This is a genomic window from Curtobacterium sp. VKM Ac-2861, from assembly GCF_013204965.1.
Taxonomy (GTDB): Bacteria; Actinomycetota; Actinomycetes; order Actinomycetales; family Microbacteriaceae; genus Curtobacterium.
Genome location: NZ_JABMLA010000006.1, coordinates 160,007 through 180,941 on the forward strand (window position 1 = coordinate 160,007; position 20,935 = coordinate 180,941).

Here is a 20,935-nt window from a genome sequence, read left to right on the forward strand (position 1 = left end):
CACGCGCGACGACGACAGTGGAACGCATGAGCCAGTACGACAAGCGCGACCCGAACACCCTCTACCCGGCCCCGCCGTACCCGAAGCAGGAGCAGTCGCTGCCGGGTGCCGCGTGGAAGATGGACCCGAAGCCCGACCACGGCGAGGAGAGCTACGTCGGCCGGGAACGCCTCACCGGCTACCGCGGCATCATCACCGGCGCCGACTCCGGCATCGGTCGCGCCGCCGCCATCGCCCTCTCGCGTGAGGGTGCCGACCTGGTGCTGTCCTACCTGCCGGACGAGCAGGAGGACGCCGAACAGGTCCGCGACCTGCTCGATTCCGAGGGGCGTCGCGCCGTCCTGTTCCCCGGGGACATCTCCGACGAGCAGTACTGCAAGGACCTGGTGCAGAAGGGCGTCGACGAGTTCGGCGGCCTCGACACCCTGGTCATGGTCGCCGGCCGGATGGACAGCAACGAGGACATCCTGACCCTCGACACGTCGATGTTCGACTCGACGTTCAAGACCAACATCTACTCGCTGTTCTGGCTGACCAAGGCAGCGGTGCCGCACCTCGAGCCGGGCTCCACCATCGTGACGACCGGTTCGATCCAGGCATCGACGCCCTCGGCCGACAAGATCGACTACGCCGTGTCGAAGGGCGCGATCAAGCTCTTCACCGAGGCCGTCGCCCAGCAGCTCGCACCGAAGGGCATCCGTGTGAACTCCGTCGCCCCCGGACCGGTCTGGACGCCGCTGCAGCCGGGATCCGACGACGCCGAGACCGTGTCGCACTTCGGCGAGACCTCGCCGTTCGGCCGTCCGGGACAGCCTGCCGAGCTCGGTGCCGCGTACGTGCACCTGGTGAGCCCGGAGTCGAGCTACCAGTCAGGGTCGACGATCACGATCGCCGGCGGAACGCCCGCGTTCTGATCGGCGTCGTGACAGACGAAGGAGACCACGTGTCAGGAGTGACGCACACCGTGCTGGTCGAGTGGGACGGAGCGGACCGGTCGTCCGAGGCCGATGCCCTGTCGCGCGAGCACCTGCCGCGGATCGACGGTGTCGAGTCGGTGCAGTCGGGGACGAGCGTGAGCACCGAGGGGCTGGAGGGCGGGTTCCACTGGATGCTCGTGGTGCGGTTCCGCGACCGGGCGGCGCTCGCCGGGTACCTGCCGCATCCGGAGCACCGGCCGGTGGCGCAGTTCATCGGCGGGGCGAGTGCCCGGGTCGTGGTGTTCGACGTCGAAGACTCCGCGTAGAGCAGCGCACCGTTCCGCGACACGGTGCGCTCCTTGCGTGCGGCACAACCAAAGTCACTACGAACCGCGCGAACACACGGTTCGCGGTCACTGTGGTTGTGCGCAGTGCGTCCGCGCCGCGCCGCGCCTCGCCGCCCCCCCCCAGCTCACTCCACCAACGACTGCGTCCCCAGCACGATCGCCAGTGCCAACCGCTCGGCGTCCACCGACCCCGGCACCGCCGTGTACGCCAGGATCCGCAGGTCCTCCGGCCCGACGACCAGGGTGTCGCAGTCGAGCGTGATGAGCCCGACGTCGGGGTGGTCGATCACCTTGCGGCGGGCCGTCTCGCCCAAGGTCGTCGCACCCGAGTCCCACAGCTCGACGAACCGCGGGCTCGCCGCCCGCAGGTCCCGCACGAGCTGCTGCAACTGCCGGTCGAGCGGGTAGCGAGCCGCGGTCATCCGGAGTCCGGCGACCAGGTTCTCCTCGAACGCCGCCTGTTCCGCGGGCGTGTGCACGGCGCGGCTGCCGGCACCGACCAGGTGCCGCCAGGCGGTGTTCCGTTCGTTCCCACGCATCCCGCCGATCGGTCCCATCAGGGCTTCGTGTGGAGCGTTGGTCACGAGCAGGTTCCCGGCGGCGTCGAGCACCGCGACCGGGGTGTCCGCCAGCCGGTCGAGCAGCCGCTGCACGCTCGGCGGGATCCGCGACGGCACGACGTCCGCGCCCGGCGTCGCATGTCCGGCGAGCCGGTACAGCAGCTCCCGTTCGGCGTCCGAGACCCGGAGGGCACGCGTCAGTGCCTCGACCACCTGGGCGGACGGCGACGTCGCGCGACCCTGCTCCAGGCGGGTCAGGTAGTCGGCGGAGATCCCCGCGAGGCCCGCGAGCTCCTCGCGCCGCAGCCCGGCCGCCCGACGTCGTGGCCCGACGGTCATGCCGGCCGCAGCCGGGGTGACGTGGTCGCGGAGCCGTCGCAGGGTGTGCCCGAAGTCCGTGTCCGCCATGTCACCAGTCTGCGCGCACGTCGCGGCCGCGTCCTGGCCCCAGCAGTCCTACGACAACCGGGCGACTCCCTGCCGACCGCGTCGAGCGTGACGCTGGACCCATGACAACGACACTCATCACCGGCGCCACCCGTGGCCTCGGCAAGGAAACCGCCCGCCAACTCGTCGCAGCCGGCCACACCGTCTGGATCGGCGCTCGCGACGCCGGCCAGGGAGCGGCCGTCGCCGCCGAGATCGGCGCCCGCTCCGTGCAGCTCGACGTCCGCGACGACGACTCGATCGGCGCGGCCTTCGCGCACATCGACGCGAACGGCGGCCTGGACGTCCTGGTCAACAACGCCGGCATCGCGATGTGGGGTCTCAACGGACCGGACGCGCTCGCCGTGTTCGACACGAACGCCGTCGGCATCGTCCGCACGACCGAGGCCGCGTTGCCGATCCTGCGCCGATCGGCCAGCCCCCTCGTCGTCAACGTCGGGAGCGCGCTCGGCTCGTTCACGGCGGTCCACGACCCGGACAGTGCGGCGTCGACCGTGCAGGCCGCGGTCTACGGCGCGAGCAAGTCGGCCGTCTCGATGCTCACGGTGCAGTACGCCCGCATCGCACCCGAGGTGCGCTTCGTGGTCCTCGAGCCCGGCTACACGGCGACCGAGCTCGGTGGGGTGCCGAACCCGCACGGTCGCCCCGTCGAGGTGAGCGCGGCGACCGTCGCGGCCGCCGCGAGCGTGGGCCCGGAGGGCCCGACCGGCGTGTTCCTGGAGGACGGCCAGCCGCTCGGGTGGTGACGTCGTGACGGCCTGGAGGCTCGTGGCTGCGCCGCCACGGGCCTCCAGGCCGTCATCCGGTCGCGTCTACAGCAGCTGCCGCGCGTTGGTCGACGCGAGGTCCAGCAGCTCGTCGCCGCGACCGGACAGCACCGTGCGGATGGCGTAGAGCGTGAAGCCCTTCGCCTGCTCGAGCGTGACCGCCGGGGGCATCGACAGCTCCTGCCGGTTCGCGCGCACCGAGACGAGCGCGGGGCCGTCGTGCGCGAGCGCGGCGGCCATCGCTTCCTCGAAGTCGTCGGACACGTCGACCTTGAAGCCCTTGATGCCGATCGCCTCGGCGACCGCGGCGAAGTCCGGGTTCTGCAGCTCGGTGCCGTAGTTCACGAACCCGGCGGCCTTCATTTCAAGCTCGACGAAGTTCAGCGACGAGTTGTCGAACACGACGATCTTCACGGGCAGCTTGTTCTGCACGATCGTGATGAGCTCGCCGAGCAGCATCGTCAGCCCGCCGTCACCCGCGAGCGCGATCACCTGGCGGTCCGGGAACGCCGTCTGCGCACCGATCGCCTGCGGGACAGCGTTCGCCATCGTGCCGTGCACGAACGAGCCGATCAGGCGACGCTTGCCGTTCATCGTGAGGTAGCGCGACGCCCACACGACGGGGGAGCCGACGTCCGGGATGAACACGGCGTCCTGCGCGGCGATCCGGTCGAGCACCCGGGCGACGTACTGCGGGTGCAGGGGCTTCTTCCGGCCCGCGGGGACGGCCAGGTCGTCGAGCTTCTCGCGGGTCTTCCGGTAGCGCTTCAGCGATTCCTCGAGGTGCTTCGTCGGGTGCGAACCGGTCAGCAGCGGGATGAGGGCGAGCGCGGTGTCCTTGACGGTGCCGACCAGGCCGATGTCGACGGGGTGCCGCCGGCCGAGCTGCGACCCGCGGATGTCGACCTGCACGTGCTTCGCCTTGGCGGGGAAGAACTGCTGGTAGGGGAAGTCGGTGCCGAGCATGAGCACGACGTCGGCGTCCTCCATCGCGCGGTACCCGGACGCGAAGCCGAGCAGGCCCGTCATGCCGACGTCGTAGGGGTTGTCCCACTCGATGTGCTCCTTGCCGCGCAGGGCGTGCACGATCGGGGCTTGCAGGCGCTCGGCCAGCGCGATGACCTCGTCGTGGGCCCCGGCGACACCGGCGCCGGCCAGGATCGTGACCTTGTCGGCGCCGTTCAGCAGCTCGGCGGTGCGGAGCAGCTCGGCCTCACTGGGCACGATGCGGGGCGTCGTGCGCTCGATGCGGGTGGTGCGGTCGTCCTTCGCCTCCGCGAGCAGGACGTCGCCGGGGATCACGAGTACCGCGACCCCGCGCTTCTCGACCGCCTCGCGCATCGCGATCTCGAGCAGGCGGGGCATCTGCGTCGGGTCGGCGACGTACTCGACGTAGACCGAGCACTCGCGGAACAGCTCCTGCGGGTGGGTCTCCTGGAAGTAGCCGGAGCCGATCTCGGCGGTGGGGATGTGCGCGGCGATCGCGAGGACCGGGACGCGCGACCGGTTGGCGTCGAACAGGCCGTTGATCAGGTGCAGGTTGCCCGGGCCGCAGCTGCCGGCGCAGACCGCGAGCTCGCCGGTCAGTTCGGCCTCGGCGCTCGCGGCGAACGCAGCGGCCTCCTCGTGGCGGACGTGCTCCCACCGGATCGTGCCGTCCTTTCGCAGGGCGTCGGTGAAGCCGTTGAGGGAGTCCCCCGGCAGGCCGTAGACGCGGGCGACGTCGTTCTTGCGGAGGGTGGCGACGATGTTCTCGGCAACGGTTGGCATGCCTCCTGTCTACTCGCGGGCGGCTGCGCTGAGTGCTTTCAGAGGCTCGCCGGACCCGTGGTCGGAGTCCGGGCTGGGACGATGGTCGGATGACCGACGCGCCGCTGCTCCGCCCCCGCCGACCGGAGTCCGACGGCACCGGGATCCTCGAGCCGTCGCCCTACCCGCTCGTCTCCGTCGCGATCGCGGTCATCGCCGTGGTCGTCATCACGCTCGTCGGGTTCGCCCTCGGCACGGTCGACCTCGGACTGTCGAAGGCCCTGAACGCCCTGCACACCGGCGCGATCGGGGCGTTCACCACGGCGGTCTACCACGTCATCAGTCCTGGGCCGGCGATCGGGATCACCGTCGTCGTCGCGGCCGTGATCTGGTGGCGCACCCGGAGTCTCCGTCCGGCCCTGGCCTTCGGCGGCACGATCGCCATCACGTGGGTGCCGTCCGCGGTCGTGAAGGAGATCGTCCACCGCGCCAGGCCCGACGTCGCCGTGCTGCCGCACCCGTTCCCGGTGCAGCCCGACCCCGGGTACCCGAGCGGGCACACCGTCTACATCACGGCGTTCGTGATCGCGCTGATCTGGCTGCTGCGCGAGACCCGGTGGCACCGACTCGCACTGACGCTCGGGGTCGTCGCGATCGTGGTCGTGTTCTTCTCGGTGTCGATCGACGCGGTGCACTACCCGACCGACGCGGTGGCCTCGATCCTGTGGGCGCTCGCCGTGGCCCCGGGGGTGCGGGTGGTGTGGGTCGACTGGCTCATGCCGCGGATCCCGTTCCTGCGGGCGCGGTGACCGACCGGGTCAGGCCAGGCGGGTGCGACCCCGGGCGACGAGCAGCGCCACGACGGCCACCACGGCGGACGCGAGCATCACGATCGCCAGCGGTGCCGCCGTCACCGAGCCGCCGATGCTGACGAGCGGGGACACCAGCGCCGCGAGCCCGAACTGCAGCGCGCCGAGCACGGCCGACGCGCTGCCGGCAGCGGCGGGGACCGCACCGAGCGCCAGCGCCGTGGCGTTGCCGAGCACCAGTCCGAGCGACCCGACCGCGGTGAACAGCGGGACCGCGAGCCAGAACACCGGCGCCGCGAAGACGACGAGCAGCGCGAACGCGACCGTCGACGCGAACACCAGGGCGATGCCGAGCGACAGCACGCCGGTGACCGAGCGCGTCTCGGTGAGCTTGGCGGACACGATGCTCACGCCCATCAGGGCCAGCGCGTTCAGCCCGAACGCCAGACCGTAGCCGACGGTGCCGAGCCCGATCATGTCCTGGTACAGGAACGGCGAGGCCGAGATGTACGCCATCATCACGGCGAACGCGAAGCCGAACACGGCGATGTACCCGAGGAAGGTGCGGGAGCGCAGCGCACGGAGCGGCGAACCGGAGCCCTTGCGCTCCTCGCGCAGCACGTCGCGGTGCGCCTTCAGGTGGGTCTCACGGATGACGGCGAGCACCGCGACGAGCATGACCACGGACAGGCCGAGCACGATCGACAGCAGGCCGCGCCAGCCGATCGGGCCGGTGAGCAGGCCACCGAGCAGCGGAGCGACGACGGGGGCGACCCCGCCGACGATCATCATGAGCGAGAACGCGCGGGCTGCGGGCTTGCCGGTCGCCAGGTCGGAGATGACCGCACGGCTGATCACCATGCCGGCCGCACCGCCCAGGCCCTGCAGGAGTCGGGCCGCGATGAGCACGCCGATGTTCGGTGCGAACACGGCGGCGACGCTCGCGAGGACGCACAGTGCCGCGCCGGCGATGAGCGGCGGCACGCGGCCGAACCGGTCGGACAGCGGGCCGAAGACGAGCTGGCCGGCCGTGACACCGACCAGGAACGCGGTCAGGGTGAGCTGCACGGTGGTGGCGCTCGCGCCGAGCTCGGTGGTCATCTGCGGGAACGCCGGCAGGTACAGGTCGGTGGCGAAGGGGGCGACGGCGCTGAGCAGGCCGAGCACCAGCAGCAGCGGTGTCGTGATGCCCTGCTGCTTGGTCGTGGGTGTCGCGGCGTGCGCGCGGATGGTTCCGGTGTCCGTGGTCATTGTTATGAAAGCATAACTCATTGCCGATCCTCGGTACAGTACGGACATGCACTCCGCCGTGTCCGACCACGTCCTCGCCGACCTCGCCGACGTCGTGCTGCGGATCTCGCGGGAGATCGACCCGCACGGTGCCGGGGCGCTCGACATCGTGCCGCTCACCGGGACCGAGGCGCTCGTGATGCGCTGGGTCGACCGCAACCCCGGCACCTCGCCGAGCGCGACGGCCGAGGCGACGGCACTCAAGCGCAGCAACCTCAGCGTCGCGCTGCGGTCCCTGGTGGAGAAGGGGATGGTCGAACGTCGGCAGGACCCGGACGATGCGCGGACCGTGCAGCTGCACTCGACCGACGTGGCGCGGGAGAGCATCGGACGCCTCCGCGCGCACTGGGCCGGCAAGCTCCGCGACGCGCTCGGCGACGACGACGCCGGGTTGCCCGAGGCCCTCGCGCTGCTCGACCGGATCGACGAGGCACTCCGCGGGGTCTAGTCCTGCGGGGCGTCGTCCTCGATCGGCAGCAGCCGCCGAGCGCCGTGGCCTTCGTCGCCGAGCGTGTCGCCCGGGTTCACGACCGAGCACGCCCCGAGCGAGACGCAGCCGCACCCGATGCACTGCGTCATCTCCTGCTGCAGCCGCTCGAGTTCGAGCTGACGGGCCCGCAGCCGTGCGCGCCACCGCTCGTTCAGCCGGTTCCAGTCGCGCAGGGACGGCATCCGGTCGGCCGGCAGCGTGCCGAACTGCTCGGCGACCTCACGGAGCGGGATGCCGAGGCGCTTCGCCACCTGGATGATCGCGATCCGCCGTTCGACGTGTCGCGGGTACATCCGCGTGCCGCCGTCGGTGCGCTCGGGGCGGATCAGGCCCTTGCGCTCGTAGAAGTGCAGGGCCGACGCGGCGACGCCGGTGCGTCGGACGATCTCGCCGATCGGGAGCAGGTCGGTCGGGCGGGGCGGCTGGATCTCGACCATGGTCGAGATCCTACGGTGGATCTCCACGCGACGAACGGGCGGACGGGAGGCCCGTGGCGGGCCCGCCACGGGCCTCCCGACGGTCCGCTGGTCGCGTCTACCGCTGCTGGAACGACTCCCAGAGCAGGAACGCGGTGAACAGGACGAACGGCGTGCACGCCACCACGTTGAGCCAGCGGTGTTCGACGACCACCGCGACGAACTCGCGCAGGAACGCACTCGGCACGTAGTACGGCGCCGTCGGCGAGCCGACCACCTGCGCCGGCAGGCCGAGCCGGCGGGCCAGGGTGGCGGCGCGGAGCACGTGGTAGTCGTTCGTGACCACGACGACCTGACCGTCGCGCCCGGCCTCGGCCTGCACGGCGCGGGAGAACCGCAGGTTCTCGCGGGTGTTGCGGGACTCGGTCTCGGGCCGGACGTCGTCGGGGTCCGCCCCGTTCGCCAGCAGGTACTCGGCCATCGCGGTGCCCTCGGCGCGCGGTTCGTCGTCGCCCTGCCCGCCGGAGGGGATCAGCAGCGGCCGACGCCCGGCGGCCCGTTCGGCACGGTACACGACGAGTGCGCGGTCGAGGCGGCTGCGGAGCAGGGGCGGCACCTCACCGCGGACCAGCCCGGAACCGAGGACGACGATCGTGTCCGGCACGGTGCCGTGACGCATCCGGCCGTAGACGACGGAGTACACGGCGAACGCGACGAGGGACACGGCGAAGTACCCGCACACGAACACCATCAGCACGGCGACCGCGATCCGGGCGCCGTCCCAGAGCGTGAACCCCTCACCGCTCGCGGACACGAACAGCGCGATCGCCACCGCCGGCAGCACGAACACGAGCACCCCCGCGACCAACGACAGGGTGTTGCCGAGACTGCGCCCCTCGGAGCGGAGCATCCGGAACCCGTTCGCGATGAGGGCCACGCCGAGGACGACCACCGCCAGCGGGACGAGCAGCAGCACGGTGCCGACGACCAGGCTGAACCCGGGGACCACGAGCGTCAGCGCGGTCACGGCCGTCGCGAGCGCGAAGAACGCGGCGGCCGTCAGGAACACGCCGTTCCGGAGCATCCGCGGGTCACGCCGCCTGCTCACGACGTACAGCAGCAGGAAGACCAGCGCGAAGCAGGCCGGCACCCCCACGGAGGTCATCGGTCGGCCGAACGGAGCGCGGTCATGCGCTCACGGTACCGGCCGCGGGGTCAGGCGACCGCGCGGCGGATCAGGTCGGCGACGGTCGCCTCGTCCGCCTCGGAGAACTCCGGCGTGATCGCCCACGACGTCGGCCAGAACGTCCCGTCGTCGAGTGCGGCAGAGTCCTGGAACCCGAGCGTCGCGTACCGGGCCTTGAACTTCGCGGCGTCCTGGAAGAAGAACGCCGCCTTGCCGTCCTGGTAGTACGCGGGCATGCCGTACCAGAGCTTCGGCGCGAGGTCGGGCGCGACCTCGAGCGCGATGCGGTGGATGCGTTCCGCGAGTCCGCGATCCGGCTGGGGCATCTCGGCGATCTTCGCCTCGACCGCGGCGGCGTCCGCTGCCGCCTTCTCCGCCTTGGTGCCCTTCGTGCCGCGGGTGCGTTTGACCTCGGCGGCGTGCTCCTGCATCGCCGCGCGTTCCTCGTCGGTGAAGGTGCCCTCGGTCTTCGTCGTCCGTGCCATGGTGGTGGCCTTCCGTGTCGGTGCGTCGATCATGCACCCGATCACGCTCGTGGCGCTCGTGGCGCTCGTCGCGCTCGTCGCGCTCGTCCGAACGCGCTCGTTGCGCTCGTTGCGCTCGTCCGATGGCGCTGGTGGCAGGCTCGGACCATGACCTACATCGCCAGCGACGACCGCTACGACTCGATGACGTACCGCCGCACCGGCCGCTCGGGCCTCGACCTGCCGCTGCTCTCCCTGGGGTACTGGCACAACTTCGGTGACGACGTGCCGTTCGAGACGCAGCGCGCGATCAGCCGTCGGGCCTTCGACCTCGGCATCACGCACCACGACCTCGCGAACAACTACGGCCCGCCCTACGGTGCGGCCGAGGTGAACTTCGGGCGCCTGATGCGTGAGGACTTCCGGCCGTACCGCGACGAGATGGTCGTGTCGACCAAGGCCGGGTGGGACATGTGGCCGGGTCCGTACGGCCAGGGCGGCGGTTCGCGGAAGTACGTGCTCGCCTCGCTCGACCAGTCCCTGCAGCGGACGGGCCTGGACTACGTCGACGTCTTCTACTCGCACCGACTCGACGCCTCGACCCCGCTCGAGGAGACGATGGGCGCGCTGCACACGGCGGTCCAGCAGGGCAAGGCGCTGTACGTCGGCATCTCGTCGTACGACGCGGAACGCAGCCGCCAGGCCGCCGCGATCCTGCGCGACCTCGGTACCCCGCTCCTCATCCACCAGCCGTCGTACTCGATGCTCAACCGCTGGATCGAGACCGAGGGGCTGCTCGACGCCGCCGGCGAGCTGGGCTTCGGCGTGATCGGGTTCACCGCGCTCGCCCAGGGCCTGCTCACCGGCAAGTACCTGGACGGGGTGCCGTCGGACTCCCGAGCCGCCGCCGGCAAGTCGCTCGACGCGTCGAGCATCACCTCGGAGGTCGTCGGGCACCTCCGAGCACTGAACGACGTCGCCGCCGCTCGTGGACAGTCCCTGGCGCAGCTCGCCCTGGCCTGGGCGCTCCGTGACGAGCGGGTGACCTCGCTCGTGATCGGGGCGTCGAAGGTGTCGCAGCTCGAGGACAACGTCGCGGCGCTGGCGAACACCTCGTTCACCGACGAGGAGCTCCGCACCATCGACGAGCACTCCGTCGGCATCACCGACGTCGACCTGTGGGCGGGAGCGCGTGCCGGCGAGGTTTCCTGACCGCGGACCTACGAGCGGTTCGGTCCCGCGCCCACCGGGGTGCGACCGCGGAGTCGCTCGCGGCTGAGCGCCGGCAGCGCGAACCCGGTGTCCCGTTCGAGCACGTGGGTACCCGGCGCGACGATCGCGTCGATCGCGTCGAGCAGCCCGTCGTCGAGGACGATCTCGGACGCCTGCACGTAGGCGTCGACGTGGGAGACGGTGCGCGGCCCGATCACCACCGAGGACACGTCCGGGTGGGTCAGGGCGAAGGCGACCGCGAGCTCCGACACCGTGAAGCCGGAGTCGTCGGCCAGGCGTCCGAGCCGGTCGGCGACCTCGAGCTTCCGACGGTTCCGCGGGGCGCCGATGTCGTACGCGTCCGGGTGCTCGTCGACGTGCGGTGAGCGTGGTTGAACGGTGCCGTTGCGGTAGGTGCCCGCGAGCCAGCCGCCGGCGAGGGGTGCTCCGGCCAGGACCCCGAGACCGAAGCGACGGGCGACCGGGAACACCGTGCGCTCCGCCGTGCGGGTGAGGATCGAGTAGGGCACGTGCGTCGCGGTGGCGCTCTTCGACCCGGACCGGAGCCACTGCGCCTCGACGAGCTCCTCGGCCGGGAACCCGGGGAGGCCGAACGCGCGGATCTTGCCCTGTGCGACCAGGTCGGCGAGGGCGTCGAGCGTCTCGTCGAGCGACGTCGCCGGGTCCGGCAGTGCCGGCTGGTACAGGTCGATGACGTCGGTGCCGAGTCGCTGCAGGCTCCGCTCCACGGCACGGAACATCCACCGCCGCCCGTTGCCCCGGTGCGCCGGGTCCTGGTCGACCGGGGCGCCGAACCGCACCGACAGGAACACGTCCTCGCGCCGTCCGGCGATCGCCGCGCCCACCGCGGTCTCGGCCAGGCCCGCGCCGTCGGCGTCCGAGACGTCGACCGACGTCACGCCGCGGGTGAGCGCCTCGAGCACGAGGGTCACACCGGCCGACGGGTCGTGGGCCGCGACGCCGGCGACGGCACGCGTCCCGAGCGTCAGCGAGCTGACGGGCGCCCCCGTGCGCCCCATGCGTCGCTGTTCCATGCGCGCCACGATATTGGCCGTGCGGGCCGCAGGACGGTCCGGTGACGAAGCATTACCCCTGGCCCCGACCGGAACGGTTGGTACGATGGGCGCAGTTCTGAAACACGCAGTGTGTATCTACCGGCCGCCGGCTCCCCGGCGGACAACGGCGGCACCCGATGGGTCCGCCCCCACCGAACCGGGCCGGGCCGAGAAGGCACACCCCCATGCTCCACACCAGTCCCACCCCGTCTGCGCCCGCCCCGGAGCGCACGGACACCGCGACCGCCGGAGACGCCTCGCTCGTCTCCCTCGCCGGACGCTGGTACTTCCCGGTGGCGTTCATCGCCCGCCTGCCGTTCGCCATGATGGTCGTCGGGGTCCTCACCCTCGTCGTGGCCGCGCGTGACTCCGTCGCCCTCGGTGGCGTCAACTCCGCCTCGGTCGGCATCGGTGCCGCGGTGTTCGGACCGATGGTCGGCGCCGCCGCGGACCGGTTCGGCCAGCGTGCCGTGCTCGTCCCCGTCGGCCTCGTCAACGCCGCGCTGCTCGGCGCGTTCCCCTTCGTCGTCAGCGGCAGCGCGCCGGACCTCGCCGTGCTCGCGATGGCGTTCTGCATCGGGGCGTCCGCGCCCCAGGTCGCGCCGATGTCCCGGACCCGGCTCGTCGCCATCATCGCGCAGCGCATGCGACCGGCCCGCCGCGAGAAGACCCTCAGCGGCACGATGGCGTACGAGTCCGCCGCCGACGAGACCGTCTTCATCATCGGCCCGTTCCTGGTCGGCATCCTCGCCAGCGCGATCGCACCGTGGGTCGCCGTGGCGGGCGCCTCGGCCCTGACCTTCGTGTTCGTGACCGCCTTCGCGCTGCACCCCACGGGCAAGCTCGTGCTCGGGCAGCACGAGGAACTGACCCAGGCCCCGGCGCGCCAGCTCCTGCGTCCGCGGCTCGTCGTCGTGGTCGTCGGGATCCTCGGCATCGGCCTGTTCTTCGGCTCGACGCTGACGTCGCTGACGGCGTTCATGGAGACCCACGGCGAGGCGTCCCAGGCCGGCCTGCTCTACGGCCTGATGGGCATCGGTTCGGCCGGACTCGCGCTCGGGTCCGCAGCGTTCCCGCGGTCGTTCGGCCTCGGCTGGCGCTGGCTCGTGTTCGGTGTCGTCCTGCTCGGCGGCGCGATCGCGTTCTCGCAGGCCGACTCCGTCGTGGCGGTCGGCATCGTCCTGGCGATCATGGGCGTCGGCATCGGTCCGACCCTCGTCGCCCAGTACAGCCTCGGGTCGGACCGTTCACCGGTCGGCCGGTCCGCGACCACGATGACGATCCTCGGATCCGCCGTGATCGTCGGGCAGTCGATCGCCTCCGCCATCACGGGCGACCTGGCCGAGCAGCACGGCACGTCCGTCGCGATGGTGCTCCCCGCGGCCTCGGCAGCGGTCGTCGTGCTCGCGGCCGTCGTCAACCTGCTGCTGCGGCGCCGTACCGCCGCCTGAAGCAGATCGCACCGGGCCGATCGCGGTCTCCTCGGCGTCCGGTCCCTGTCGCCGTTCAGGGATGGCCGTCGCTGTTTCGACGAGCGCGGCGTCGGACTTCCGGGACCACGAGCTCCGGCACGGCTCGAAGCATGAACTGGTCGAAGTCCGGGACAGTGAACGCTGCGTATCCGTGTTCGGGGGTGTACAGGAGGCCCATGTCGATCAGCTCCGCTCGAGTCGGCCCGAGTTGCGTGGACTCCCGCTTGAGGACTCGAGCAACATCAGCGGCCTTGTGCGCGTCCGGTCCGAGCTCCGCCATGGCACGGAGGTAGGCGGTCTGCAGTCCTGTTGCGCGGTCGAGGCGCACCCGAAAGAAGGACCGGTCGAGTTTGGTGAGGTACCCCTCGCGAGCGGCGTCGATGTCGTCGGCGGTGATCTCGGGACCAGCTGCGATCTCCCAGGCCTGGTACCCGAGCTCCTGGAGGAAGTAGGGGTAGCCCTTGGTGATCTCCAGTGCGAGGTCGACGGCGTCGGAAGCGAATGAGGCCTCCTCCAGCTCGGCGGGGCGGATGAGCGCCTCCCTGGCGTCGTCGTCCCCGAGCGAGTCGATCTCCGGGAATCTGAAGAGGCGCTCCGCGTAGGACTTCGCGTCGCCAGCGAGCTCGGCGATCTGGGGGAGCCCGGCGCCGACGAAGGTGATCGGGAGCTTGCGCTGGACTGTCTTGTGCAGGGCCTGGATCATGGCTTCGAGCTGCACTGACCGCAGGAACTGTACTTCGTCCACGAGGATCGCGACGCCCCGACCGTGTTCCTGCGCAGCCTGTCCGAGCGCGACGAGGACGTCCGTCAGATCAAGGGCGAGGTCTCCGTGATCAGCCAGCCCCTCGGCCGGCTCGACGTCCCAGGTCATCGACCACGTACCGGTGTGGTCCACGGACATGCCGAAGGCGGTCAGGACTTCGGCCGCCCGCCGCGCGCGATCCGTCCATCGCTTGCGTGGAGAGATCTGGAGCAGTGCCGACCGGAGGAGCGAGGCCATCGTCTGCCGGAACTGTCCATCGTCGTGCTTGCTCGCCTCCAGCTCGACGACCTCCCAGTTCGCCGTTCGCGCCAACTCCGCGAACTCGTTGAGCAGCACCGTCTTCCCGACGCCTCGGAGCCCGGTCATGATCAGCGACTGGTCTGTACGCCCACGGGCGAGCCGCTGGAGGAGCACTTCGAAAGCGCGGGTGTGCTCGAAGCGTCCCGCAACGATCTCGGGAGTCGCTCCGGCGTTCGGAGTGTAGGGATTCCTCACGCTGTCCATGCGCGAGACCTTAGCGGATTTACCGCGTTTTAGTCATCGCAGATAAAATGGGATAAACCCCGAAAGATCAGGACTCGGTGTCGTCGACCAACAGGTCCTCGTGCCGGTAGTCGTCGGCACGCAGCCCGGCGCGCGCGATCATGTGCGTCGAGACGGGCACCAGGAACAGCTGGAACACCATGATGGGCAGGACGACCCAGAACGCCGACCAGGTCCCCACCGCGACGACGATCGCGGCCAGCCCGAACGCCAGCCCGAGCACCTGCGGCTTCGCCATGGCGTGCAGGCGGACGAGCGGGTCCGGGAACCGCACGATGCCGACCCCGGCGCCGAGGGACAGCAGCGAGCCGATCAGCAGGAGGGCGAGCGCGATCCACGCCCGCACGCCGGCGCCGTCGAGGAACGCCTGGATCATCTCGGTCACGACTGCTCCTCTTCTTCGGCGGCGTGCTCGGGGGTGGTGACGCTCAGGCCCTCGTCCGACGGGTCCGACGACGGCGTGACCGCTCGGGCCACCGCGACGGTCGCGAACACGCTGGTCGCCGCGATCACCACGAGCACGGGGATCCCGGTCAGGTCGCGCCGGACCACCATCGACGCCGCGATCACCACGAGCACGGTCGTCAGGACCATGTCCGATCCGATCATCCGGTCGAGGATCGTCGGGCCGCGCACGATCCGGAACACCGCGAGCGCGAGGGTGGCGCCGAGCAGGGCCAGGACCAGGGCGATGCCGATCCCCATGACGACGACGGCGGCGCTCATCGGGTGACCTCCGGCAGCGGTTCGGACAGTTCGGAGACGTCCTGCTTCGAACCGAGGGCACGGATGACCATGGCTTCGATGCCGAGGGCCTCGCGACGGGCGGCCTCGACCTGTTCGAACCGCTCGGTGTCGAGCACGTGCAGCAGCAGGCGCCGACGGCGGAGGTCGACGTCGGCGACGTACGAGCCGGGCACCAGCGAGATCGCGAGGGTCGCCAGCGTGAAGGTCATCTCGGCGGTGGAGTGCAGCTGCACGAGCGTGATGGAGCTGCGGCGGACGCCCCGCGGGCGGAACGCGACCCAGGCGACCCGGAACGACGCCGTGATGACGAGTCCGGACCACACCACGAGGAACCGGACGGCGTGCACGATCGAGAACCGGGCCGACAGCGGGACCGGCGGGAGCGGCAGCGCCTGGGTGACCAGGAGCGCCACCACGATGCCGCAGAGCAGGGTCAGTGGCGTCCACGAGCCCCAGAGCAGGGCCCACAGGACGGTCAGGCCTGCGACGAGCGGGACGTCGTACCGCCACGCCACCGCGATGCGGCGGGCGTTCGCGACGTGTCGGGTGTCGGTGTTCACCGGTCACCCCCGAGGACGGCCTGCACGTACCGGTCCGGTGACTCGAGCGACTCCGCTGCGCGGCTCGCGTACCCGTAGAGCGGGCCGGCGACCACGGTGAGGGCGACGGATCCGAGGACCGCGACGGTCGTCACGCCGACGAGCATGCGCGGCAGCCGGACCTTGGTCGGCGCTTCGCCGACCGTCTCGGTCGACCCGGTGGTCGGACGGGAGGCACTGCTCGCGTGGGGTGCGTCGGTGACCGTCACCGAGCCTCCTGGGTGGAAGGCCTCACCCGTCTCCTCGGAGACGGTCAAGGGGGCGGGTTCCGGCGACCGCAGGGCTGCGTGCGGTTCGGCGGTCGTCGCGTGCGGCGCCGCGGCCTCGGCCGCGGGCTTCGGCCGCCAGAAGGCGGCGTCCCACACGCGCATCAGCGCGTACAGCGTGAGGAGCGACGTGACCACGCCGGCGGCGATCGTGACGTACGCCAGCGGGGAGCCGTCCTCGGCGGCGGCGCGGAACAGCCCGAGCTTGCCGATGAAGCCGGAGAACGGCGGGATGCCGCCCAGGTTGAACGCCGGGATCAGGTACAGCGCGGCCAGCAGCGGCGCGGCCTTCAACAACCCGCCGAGCGACCGGGTCGACGTGGTCCCCCCGACGCGTTCCATCAGGCCGGACACCAGGAACAACGTGGTCTGCACGACGATGTGGTGCACCGTGTAGAAGACCGCAGCCGCCGTCCCCGCGACCGTCCCGAGCCCGACACCCATCACCATGAAGCCGATGTGGCTGATGAGCGTGAAGGACAGCAGGCGCTTGACGTCGGTCTGGGACACCGCACCGAGCACCCCGACGACCATCGTCAACACCGCCACCACGAGCAGCACGTTGTTCAACTGCGGCCCGGGGAAGATCACCGTCTCGAGGCGGATGATCGCGTAGATGCCGACCTTCGTCAGCAGGCCGGCGAAGACGGCCGTGACCGGGGCCGGGGCGGTCGGGTACGAGTCCGGCAGCCAGAACGCCAGCGGGAAGACCGCCGCCTTGATGCCGAAGCCGATGAGCAGCATCGTGTGCAGGAGCAGCTGCACGTGCTCGGGCAGATCGGCGACGCGCTCGCTGATCTGGGCGATGTTGACCGTGCCGGTCGCGCCGTACACCAGGCCGATCGCGGCGAGGAAGATCGCCGACGCGATCAGGCTCGTGACGATGTACGTGGTGCCGGCCCGGACCCGCTGCTCGCTGCCGCCCAGGGTGATGAGCACGTAGCTCGCCACGAGCAGCATCTCGAACGCCACGTACAGGTTGAACAGGTCGCCGGCGATGAACGAGTCGAGCACGCCCGCGGCCAGCACGAGGTAGGTCGGGTAGAAGATCGTGACCGGAGCTTCAGCGTCGTCGGCTGCGAGCCCCTGGCCGATCGAGAACAGCAGGACGATGAGCAGCACGCTGGCGCTCACCGTGAGGAGCAGGGCGCTCAGGCGGTCGACCACCAGCGAGATGCCGTACGGGGCGTCCCACCCGCCGACCTGCACGACGATGGTGCCGTGGTGGTCGACGAGCACCATGAGGGTCGCGGCGACGGCGAGTGCGACGACGAGCACCACGACGGTGATCGCCCGCTGGAGCTTCTGGTGCCGCAGGAGGCCGAGTGCGACGGCGGCGCCGAGCAGCGGGACGAGGACGAGGAGCGGGACGAGCCAGGTCATCGGTTCACTCCGTCCTGGTGCGGTTGGTGTTCGTGCGGATCGTCGGCGTCCTCGGGGGACTTCGGGTCGAAGTCGGCTTCCGGGTCGTCGTCGGGGTCGTCGCGCGTGCGGCCGATGGCGACGTCCGCTTCGTCGACCTCGACCTCGTCGGCACGGGACAGCTGCCACGAGCGGTGGATGAGGGCGAGCAGGAACGCGCTGACGGCGAAGGTGATGACGATCGCGGTCAGGGCGAAGGCCTGGGGGAGCGGGTCGGTGATGCCCTCGGCGGACTTGCCGATCGGCGGGTTGCCGGCGGCGCCCGACATCACCAGCAGGAGCAGGTTCAGGGCGTTGCCGAGCAGCAGGAAGCCGAGCAGCATCCGGGTCAGGGACCGTTCGAGCAGCAGGTAGACGCCGCAGGAGAACAGCACGGCCATCGCGATCACGAGGACGAGGGTGACGGTCATGTGGCGCTCCCTTCCGGGGTGGGGGCCTCGAGGGTGTCGCGGACGGACCCCTCGGTGGTGTCGCGGGTGGGCGCCCCGGCATCCTCGAGGCGCTGCCGGTCCACCTCGGCGCCGAGGCTGCGGAGGACGTCGAGCACCAGGCCGACGACGACCAGGTACACGCCGATGTCGAAGAACGTCGCGGTGACGAACTCGACGTGGCCGAGGATCGGGACGGTCGCCTCGAAGAACTCGGAGTACAGCGCTTCGCGCCCGAAGAACAGCGGCACGATCGCGGTGATCGCTGCCGTCGCGACACCGAGTCCGAGCAGTCGACCGGCCCGCACCGGGGCGGCGGCGCCGAGTTCGGCCGGGCCGCCCGCCAGGTACCGGGCCGCCAGCGCGATGCCGGCGACGAGGCCACCGGCGAAGCCGCCGCCGGCCGCGTTGTGCCCGGCGAACAGCAGGTAGACCGACAGGACGATGAGCCCGTGGAACAGCAGTCGGACCACGACGTCGAGGAGTGCCGAGCGGCCGGTCGGGATGGCGGCGCTCGTCGGCAGCCAGGCGCGCGGCTCGCCGTCGGTGCGCTGGCCGTCGGCCGTCAGCTTCTCCGGCAGGTCACGGAGCCGGGGCAGCGTGTCCTCGCGGGAGTTCACGAAGATGAGACTCGCGACGCCCGTGGCCGCGGCGACGACGACGGTGAGCTCACCGAGGGTGTCCCAGCCGCGCAGGTCGACGAGGGCGACGTTGACGACGTTCAGGCCGTGGCCGAACGAGCTCGTGAGTGCCGGCAGGTCCGGCCAGATCGGTTCGGCGGTGCGCGCCGAGGCGGCGACGATGACGACGATCGCCAGCGTGAGGCCGGCGAGCCCCGCGAAGAGCGCACGGACGATGCGGAACCGGCTCGGGTTCGTCGTCGCGATGCGCGGGGGGAGCCGCCGGAGCACCAGGACGAACGCGATGAGGGTGACGGTCTCGACCACGAGCTGCGTGAGGGCGAGGTCGACCGCGCCGTGCAGGACGAACAGGACGGACATGCCGTAGCCGGTCACGCCCACCAGGACGGCGGCGGCGAACCGGGTCTTCGCGGTGAGGACGGCGATGGCGCCGACGGACATCACGATGACGACCGGGATCTGCCCCCACGAGTCCGAGAACCGGACGTGGAACTCCCACGGCCCGCCGAGCACGAGGTTCGCGAGCGCACCCGCCACGAACACCGACAGGATCACCGTCAGGTAGTAGGGGAGCGAACCCCGCTGGACACCGGCGGTCAGGCCCGTCGCGAACCGGTCGAGGCCGCGCATGAGGTGCCGGTAGGTGCCCGAGGCGCTCGGGAACCCGGCGAGCTGGTGCTGCAGCGCCTCGACCGGACGTCGGAGGGCGAACAGTGCGAGACCGCCGACCAGGGTGACGGCCGAGATGCCGAGCGCCGGTTCGAGGCCGTGCCAGAGCGCGAGGTGGGGGACTTCCTCGCCGGGGAGCGAAGCCACCGTCGCGGCGGGCTCGATGCCGTGCGCGACGACCGGGGTCAGCAGGCCGAGGGCGAGACCGGTCAGCGCCAGGATCGACGGCACCACACCCAGACCGTGCAGGGCGTGCGGTTCCGTCTGGGCGACGTCGGGCTTGCGGGCGAACGCTCCCCAGAAGAAGCGGAGCGAGTACGCCACGGTGAGCACCGAGCCGAGCGTCACACCGACGAGGGCGAACCAGGCCCAGCCGGCGTCGGGGCCGTGCAGCGACTCGGTGAAGCCGGTCAGCACGGCTTCCTTCGCGACGAAGCCGATCGTCGGCGGGATGCCGGCCATCGACACGAGCGCGAGGGCGGCCACGACGGCCAGCCACGGTGCCTTCCGGCCGAGGCCGCTCAGGCGGCCGAGGTCGCGGGTGCCGGTGGTGTGGTCGATCGCCCCGACGACGAGGAAGAGTGTGGACTTGAACGCGGCGTGCGCCACGAGCAGGGCGACCCCGCCGAGCGCCACCGCGGGCGCTCCCCACCCGGCGGCGAGCACGAGGAACCCGAGCTGCGCGACGGTGCCGTAGGCGAGCAGGAGCTTGAGGTCGGTCTGGCGGAGCGCCCGGTAGCCACCGATGAGCATGCCGAGGACACCGAGCACGGTGATCGTCTCGCGCCAGCCGTCGAGCAGTGCGAACGCCGGAGCGAGCCGGGCGACGAGGTAGATGCCGGCCTTCACCATCGCTGCGGCGTGCAGGTACGCGCTGACCGGGGTCGGAGCTGCCATGGCCGCGGGCAACCAGAAGTGGAACGGCACGATCGCCGACTTCGTCAGCGCGCCGAGCAGGACGAGGACCACCGAGACGGTGACGATCGGTCCGGTCGGCGGGGCGGCGATGATGCCGGAGAGCGAGGTCGTGCCCGCCGTGACCGACAGCATGACCAGACCGGCGAGCATCGCCAGACCGCCGGCGGTGGTGACGACGAGGGCCTGCATCGCGGCCGCACGGCTCGCACGCTTGTCGGCGTCGTGTCCGATGAGCAGGTAGGAGAAGACCGTGGTGGCTTCCCACAGGACGAAGAGCACGATGACGTCGTCGGCGAGGACGAGCCCGAACATCGACCCGGCGAACGCGGTCAGCACGCCCGCGAACCGGCCGATCCCCGGTTCGTCGCGCCCGAAGTACGAGGCGCAGTAGACGAGCACGAGGGCCCCGACGATCGACACCACGAGCGCGAGCACCCACGACAGGGCGTCCATCCGCAGCGTGATCTCGAGGTCGAGCTGCGGGACCCACCGGTGCCGTTCGACGACGCTGCCGTGCAGGGCCGCGTCCGTCTGCAGCACCGTCAGCACGGCGGCGGCTGCGGGCGCGAGGGCGGCCACGTAGAACACGCGGCGGCCGAGGACGGGGGTCAGGGCGGGGACGATCAGGGCGACGATCGCGAACGCGACGAGGACGAGGACCATCGGGCACCTCCTCGGGGTCGGGCTGCAGTCCGGCTCACTGGGCCCTCACAGCCTACGAAGAGTGGGATGTGGAG

Annotated in this window: 21 protein-coding genes; 7 read left to right on the forward strand and 14 right to left on the reverse strand. The window is 71.2% G+C overall.

Annotation, left to right across the window (positions count from 1 at the left end):
• Positions 1-26: 26 nt before the first annotated feature.
• Positions 27-914, forward strand: coding sequence for an SDR family oxidoreductase (locus HQQ88_RS15835; protein WP_173170188.1), 888 nt, complete (start codon positions 27-29; stop codon positions 912-914).
• Positions 915-943: 29 nt separating this feature from the next.
• A complete protein-coding gene (locus HQQ88_RS15840; protein WP_173170190.1) occupies positions 944-1,243 on the forward strand; it encodes a Dabb family protein in 300 nt (99 codons plus the stop codon).
• Positions 1,244-1,389: 146 nt separating this feature from the next.
• Here the strand turns inward: HQQ88_RS15840 and HQQ88_RS15845 are convergent, their stop codons facing one another.
• The gene (locus HQQ88_RS15845; protein WP_173170192.1) at positions 1,390-2,232 is read right to left on the reverse strand and encodes a helix-turn-helix transcriptional regulator; all 843 of its coding nucleotides are present in this window, start codon (positions 2,230-2,232) and stop codon (positions 1,390-1,392) included.
• A 101-nt stretch (positions 2,233-2,333) separates the two neighbouring features.
• Here HQQ88_RS15845 and HQQ88_RS15850 point away from each other — a divergent pair, with 101 nt between their 5' ends.
• Positions 2,334-3,017 (forward strand): SDR family NAD(P)-dependent oxidoreductase, encoded by a 684-nt coding sequence (locus HQQ88_RS15850; protein WP_173170194.1) that lies wholly within the window; start codon positions 2,334-2,336, stop codon positions 3,015-3,017.
• 66 nt (positions 3,018-3,083) lie between these two features.
• On the opposite strand, the gene poxB is transcribed toward HQQ88_RS15850, so the two are convergent.
• Positions 3,084-4,808: a ubiquinone-dependent pyruvate dehydrogenase gene (gene poxB, locus HQQ88_RS15855; protein WP_173170196.1), complete on the reverse strand. Its 1,725-nt coding sequence runs from the start codon at positions 4,806-4,808 to the stop codon at positions 3,084-3,086.
• 89 nt (positions 4,809-4,897) lie between these two features.
• On the opposite strand from poxB, the gene HQQ88_RS15860 reads away from it, so the two are divergent.
• Complete coding sequence (locus HQQ88_RS15860) at positions 4,898-5,596, forward strand: phosphatase PAP2 family protein (RefSeq protein WP_173170198.1); 699 nt, start codon at positions 4,898-4,900, stop codon at positions 5,594-5,596.
• 9 nt (positions 5,597-5,605) lie between these two features.
• Here HQQ88_RS15860 and HQQ88_RS15865 read toward each other — a convergent pair whose 3' ends face one another.
• The gene (locus HQQ88_RS15865; RefSeq protein ID WP_173170200.1) at positions 5,606-6,847 is read right to left on the reverse strand and encodes a multidrug effflux MFS transporter; all 1,242 of its coding nucleotides are present in this window, start codon (positions 6,845-6,847) and stop codon (positions 5,606-5,608) included.
• A gap of 46 nt (positions 6,848-6,893) precedes the next feature.
• Between HQQ88_RS15865 and HQQ88_RS15870 the strand changes: the two genes are divergently transcribed.
• Positions 6,894-7,334 carry a MarR family winged helix-turn-helix transcriptional regulator gene (locus HQQ88_RS15870; protein WP_216834907.1) on the forward strand — a complete coding sequence of 147 codons (441 nt, stop codon included), beginning with the start codon at positions 6,894-6,896 and terminating at the stop codon, positions 7,332-7,334.
• On the opposite strand, the gene soxR is transcribed toward HQQ88_RS15870, so the two are convergent.
• The 3 genes from soxR to HQQ88_RS15885 form a co-directional block, all read right to left on the reverse strand.
• A complete protein-coding gene (gene soxR / locus HQQ88_RS15875) occupies positions 7,331-7,813 on the reverse strand; it encodes a redox-sensitive transcriptional activator SoxR (protein ID WP_173170202.1) in 483 nt (160 codons plus the stop codon). The genes HQQ88_RS15870 and soxR overlap by 4 nt on opposite strands.
• Before the next feature lie 97 nt (positions 7,814-7,910).
• Positions 7,911-8,957, reverse strand: coding sequence for a YdcF family protein (locus HQQ88_RS15880; RefSeq protein ID WP_173170204.1), 1,047 nt, complete (start codon positions 8,955-8,957; stop codon positions 7,911-7,913).
• A gap of 50 nt (positions 8,958-9,007) precedes the next feature.
• Positions 9,008-9,463 carry an iron chaperone gene (locus tag HQQ88_RS15885; protein ID WP_133938943.1) on the reverse strand — a complete coding sequence of 152 codons (456 nt, stop codon included), beginning with the start codon at positions 9,461-9,463 and terminating at the stop codon, positions 9,008-9,010.
• A 147-nt stretch (positions 9,464-9,610) separates the two neighbouring features.
• Between HQQ88_RS15885 and mgrA the strand changes: the two genes are divergently transcribed.
• The gene (gene mgrA, locus HQQ88_RS15890; protein WP_173170206.1) at positions 9,611-10,654 is read left to right on the forward strand and encodes an L-glyceraldehyde 3-phosphate reductase; all 1,044 of its coding nucleotides are present in this window, start codon (positions 9,611-9,613) and stop codon (positions 10,652-10,654) included.
• Positions 10,655-10,662: 8 nt separating this feature from the next.
• Here mgrA and HQQ88_RS15895 read toward each other — a convergent pair whose 3' ends face one another.
• Entirely contained in the window at positions 10,663-11,709 is a 1,047-nt protein-coding gene (locus HQQ88_RS15895; protein ID WP_123294602.1) for an aldo/keto reductase, read from the reverse strand.
• Between the two features lie 206 nt (positions 11,710-11,915).
• Here HQQ88_RS15895 and HQQ88_RS15900 point away from each other — a divergent pair, with 206 nt between their 5' ends.
• Entirely contained in the window at positions 11,916-13,181 is a 1,266-nt protein-coding gene (locus tag HQQ88_RS15900) for an MFS transporter (RefSeq protein ID WP_131881058.1), read from the forward strand.
• A gap of 55 nt (positions 13,182-13,236) precedes the next feature.
• Here HQQ88_RS15900 and HQQ88_RS15905 read toward each other — a convergent pair whose 3' ends face one another.
• The 7 genes from HQQ88_RS15905 to HQQ88_RS15935 all read right to left on the reverse strand — a co-directional run bounded on the left by HQQ88_RS15905 (position 13,237) and on the right by HQQ88_RS15935 (position 20,861).
• Complete coding sequence (locus HQQ88_RS15905; RefSeq protein ID WP_173170208.1) at positions 13,237-14,469, reverse strand: ATP-binding protein; 1,233 nt, start codon at positions 14,467-14,469, stop codon at positions 13,237-13,239.
• 67 nt (positions 14,470-14,536) lie between these two features.
• Positions 14,537-14,884: a monovalent cation/H(+) antiporter subunit G gene (locus tag HQQ88_RS15910; protein WP_254067182.1), complete on the reverse strand. Its 348-nt coding sequence runs from the start codon at positions 14,882-14,884 to the stop codon at positions 14,537-14,539.
• Between the two features lie 5 nt (positions 14,885-14,889).
• On the reverse strand, positions 14,890-15,234 hold the full coding sequence (locus HQQ88_RS15915; RefSeq protein WP_131844853.1) for a sodium:proton antiporter: 345 nt from the start codon (positions 15,232-15,234) through the stop codon (positions 14,890-14,892).
• Entirely contained in the window at positions 15,231-15,815 is a 585-nt protein-coding gene (locus tag HQQ88_RS15920; protein ID WP_173170212.1) for a Na+/H+ antiporter subunit E, read from the reverse strand. Before HQQ88_RS15920 ends, HQQ88_RS15915 begins: the two co-directional genes overlap by 4 nt.
• Positions 15,812-17,503 (reverse strand): Na+/H+ antiporter subunit D, encoded by a 1,692-nt coding sequence (locus HQQ88_RS15925; RefSeq protein WP_173170214.1) that lies wholly within the window; start codon positions 17,501-17,503, stop codon positions 15,812-15,814. Before HQQ88_RS15925 ends, HQQ88_RS15920 begins: the two co-directional genes overlap by 4 nt.
• Complete coding sequence (locus HQQ88_RS15930; RefSeq protein WP_243648937.1) at positions 17,500-17,952, reverse strand: Na(+)/H(+) antiporter subunit C; 453 nt, start codon at positions 17,950-17,952, stop codon at positions 17,500-17,502. The genes HQQ88_RS15925 and HQQ88_RS15930 overlap by 4 nt, the downstream gene beginning before the upstream one ends.
• Positions 17,949-20,861, reverse strand: coding sequence for a Na+/H+ antiporter subunit A (locus HQQ88_RS15935; protein ID WP_173170216.1), 2,913 nt, complete (start codon positions 20,859-20,861; stop codon positions 17,949-17,951). Before HQQ88_RS15935 ends, HQQ88_RS15930 begins: the two co-directional genes overlap by 4 nt.
• Between the last annotated feature and the right edge of the window lie 74 nt (positions 20,862-20,935).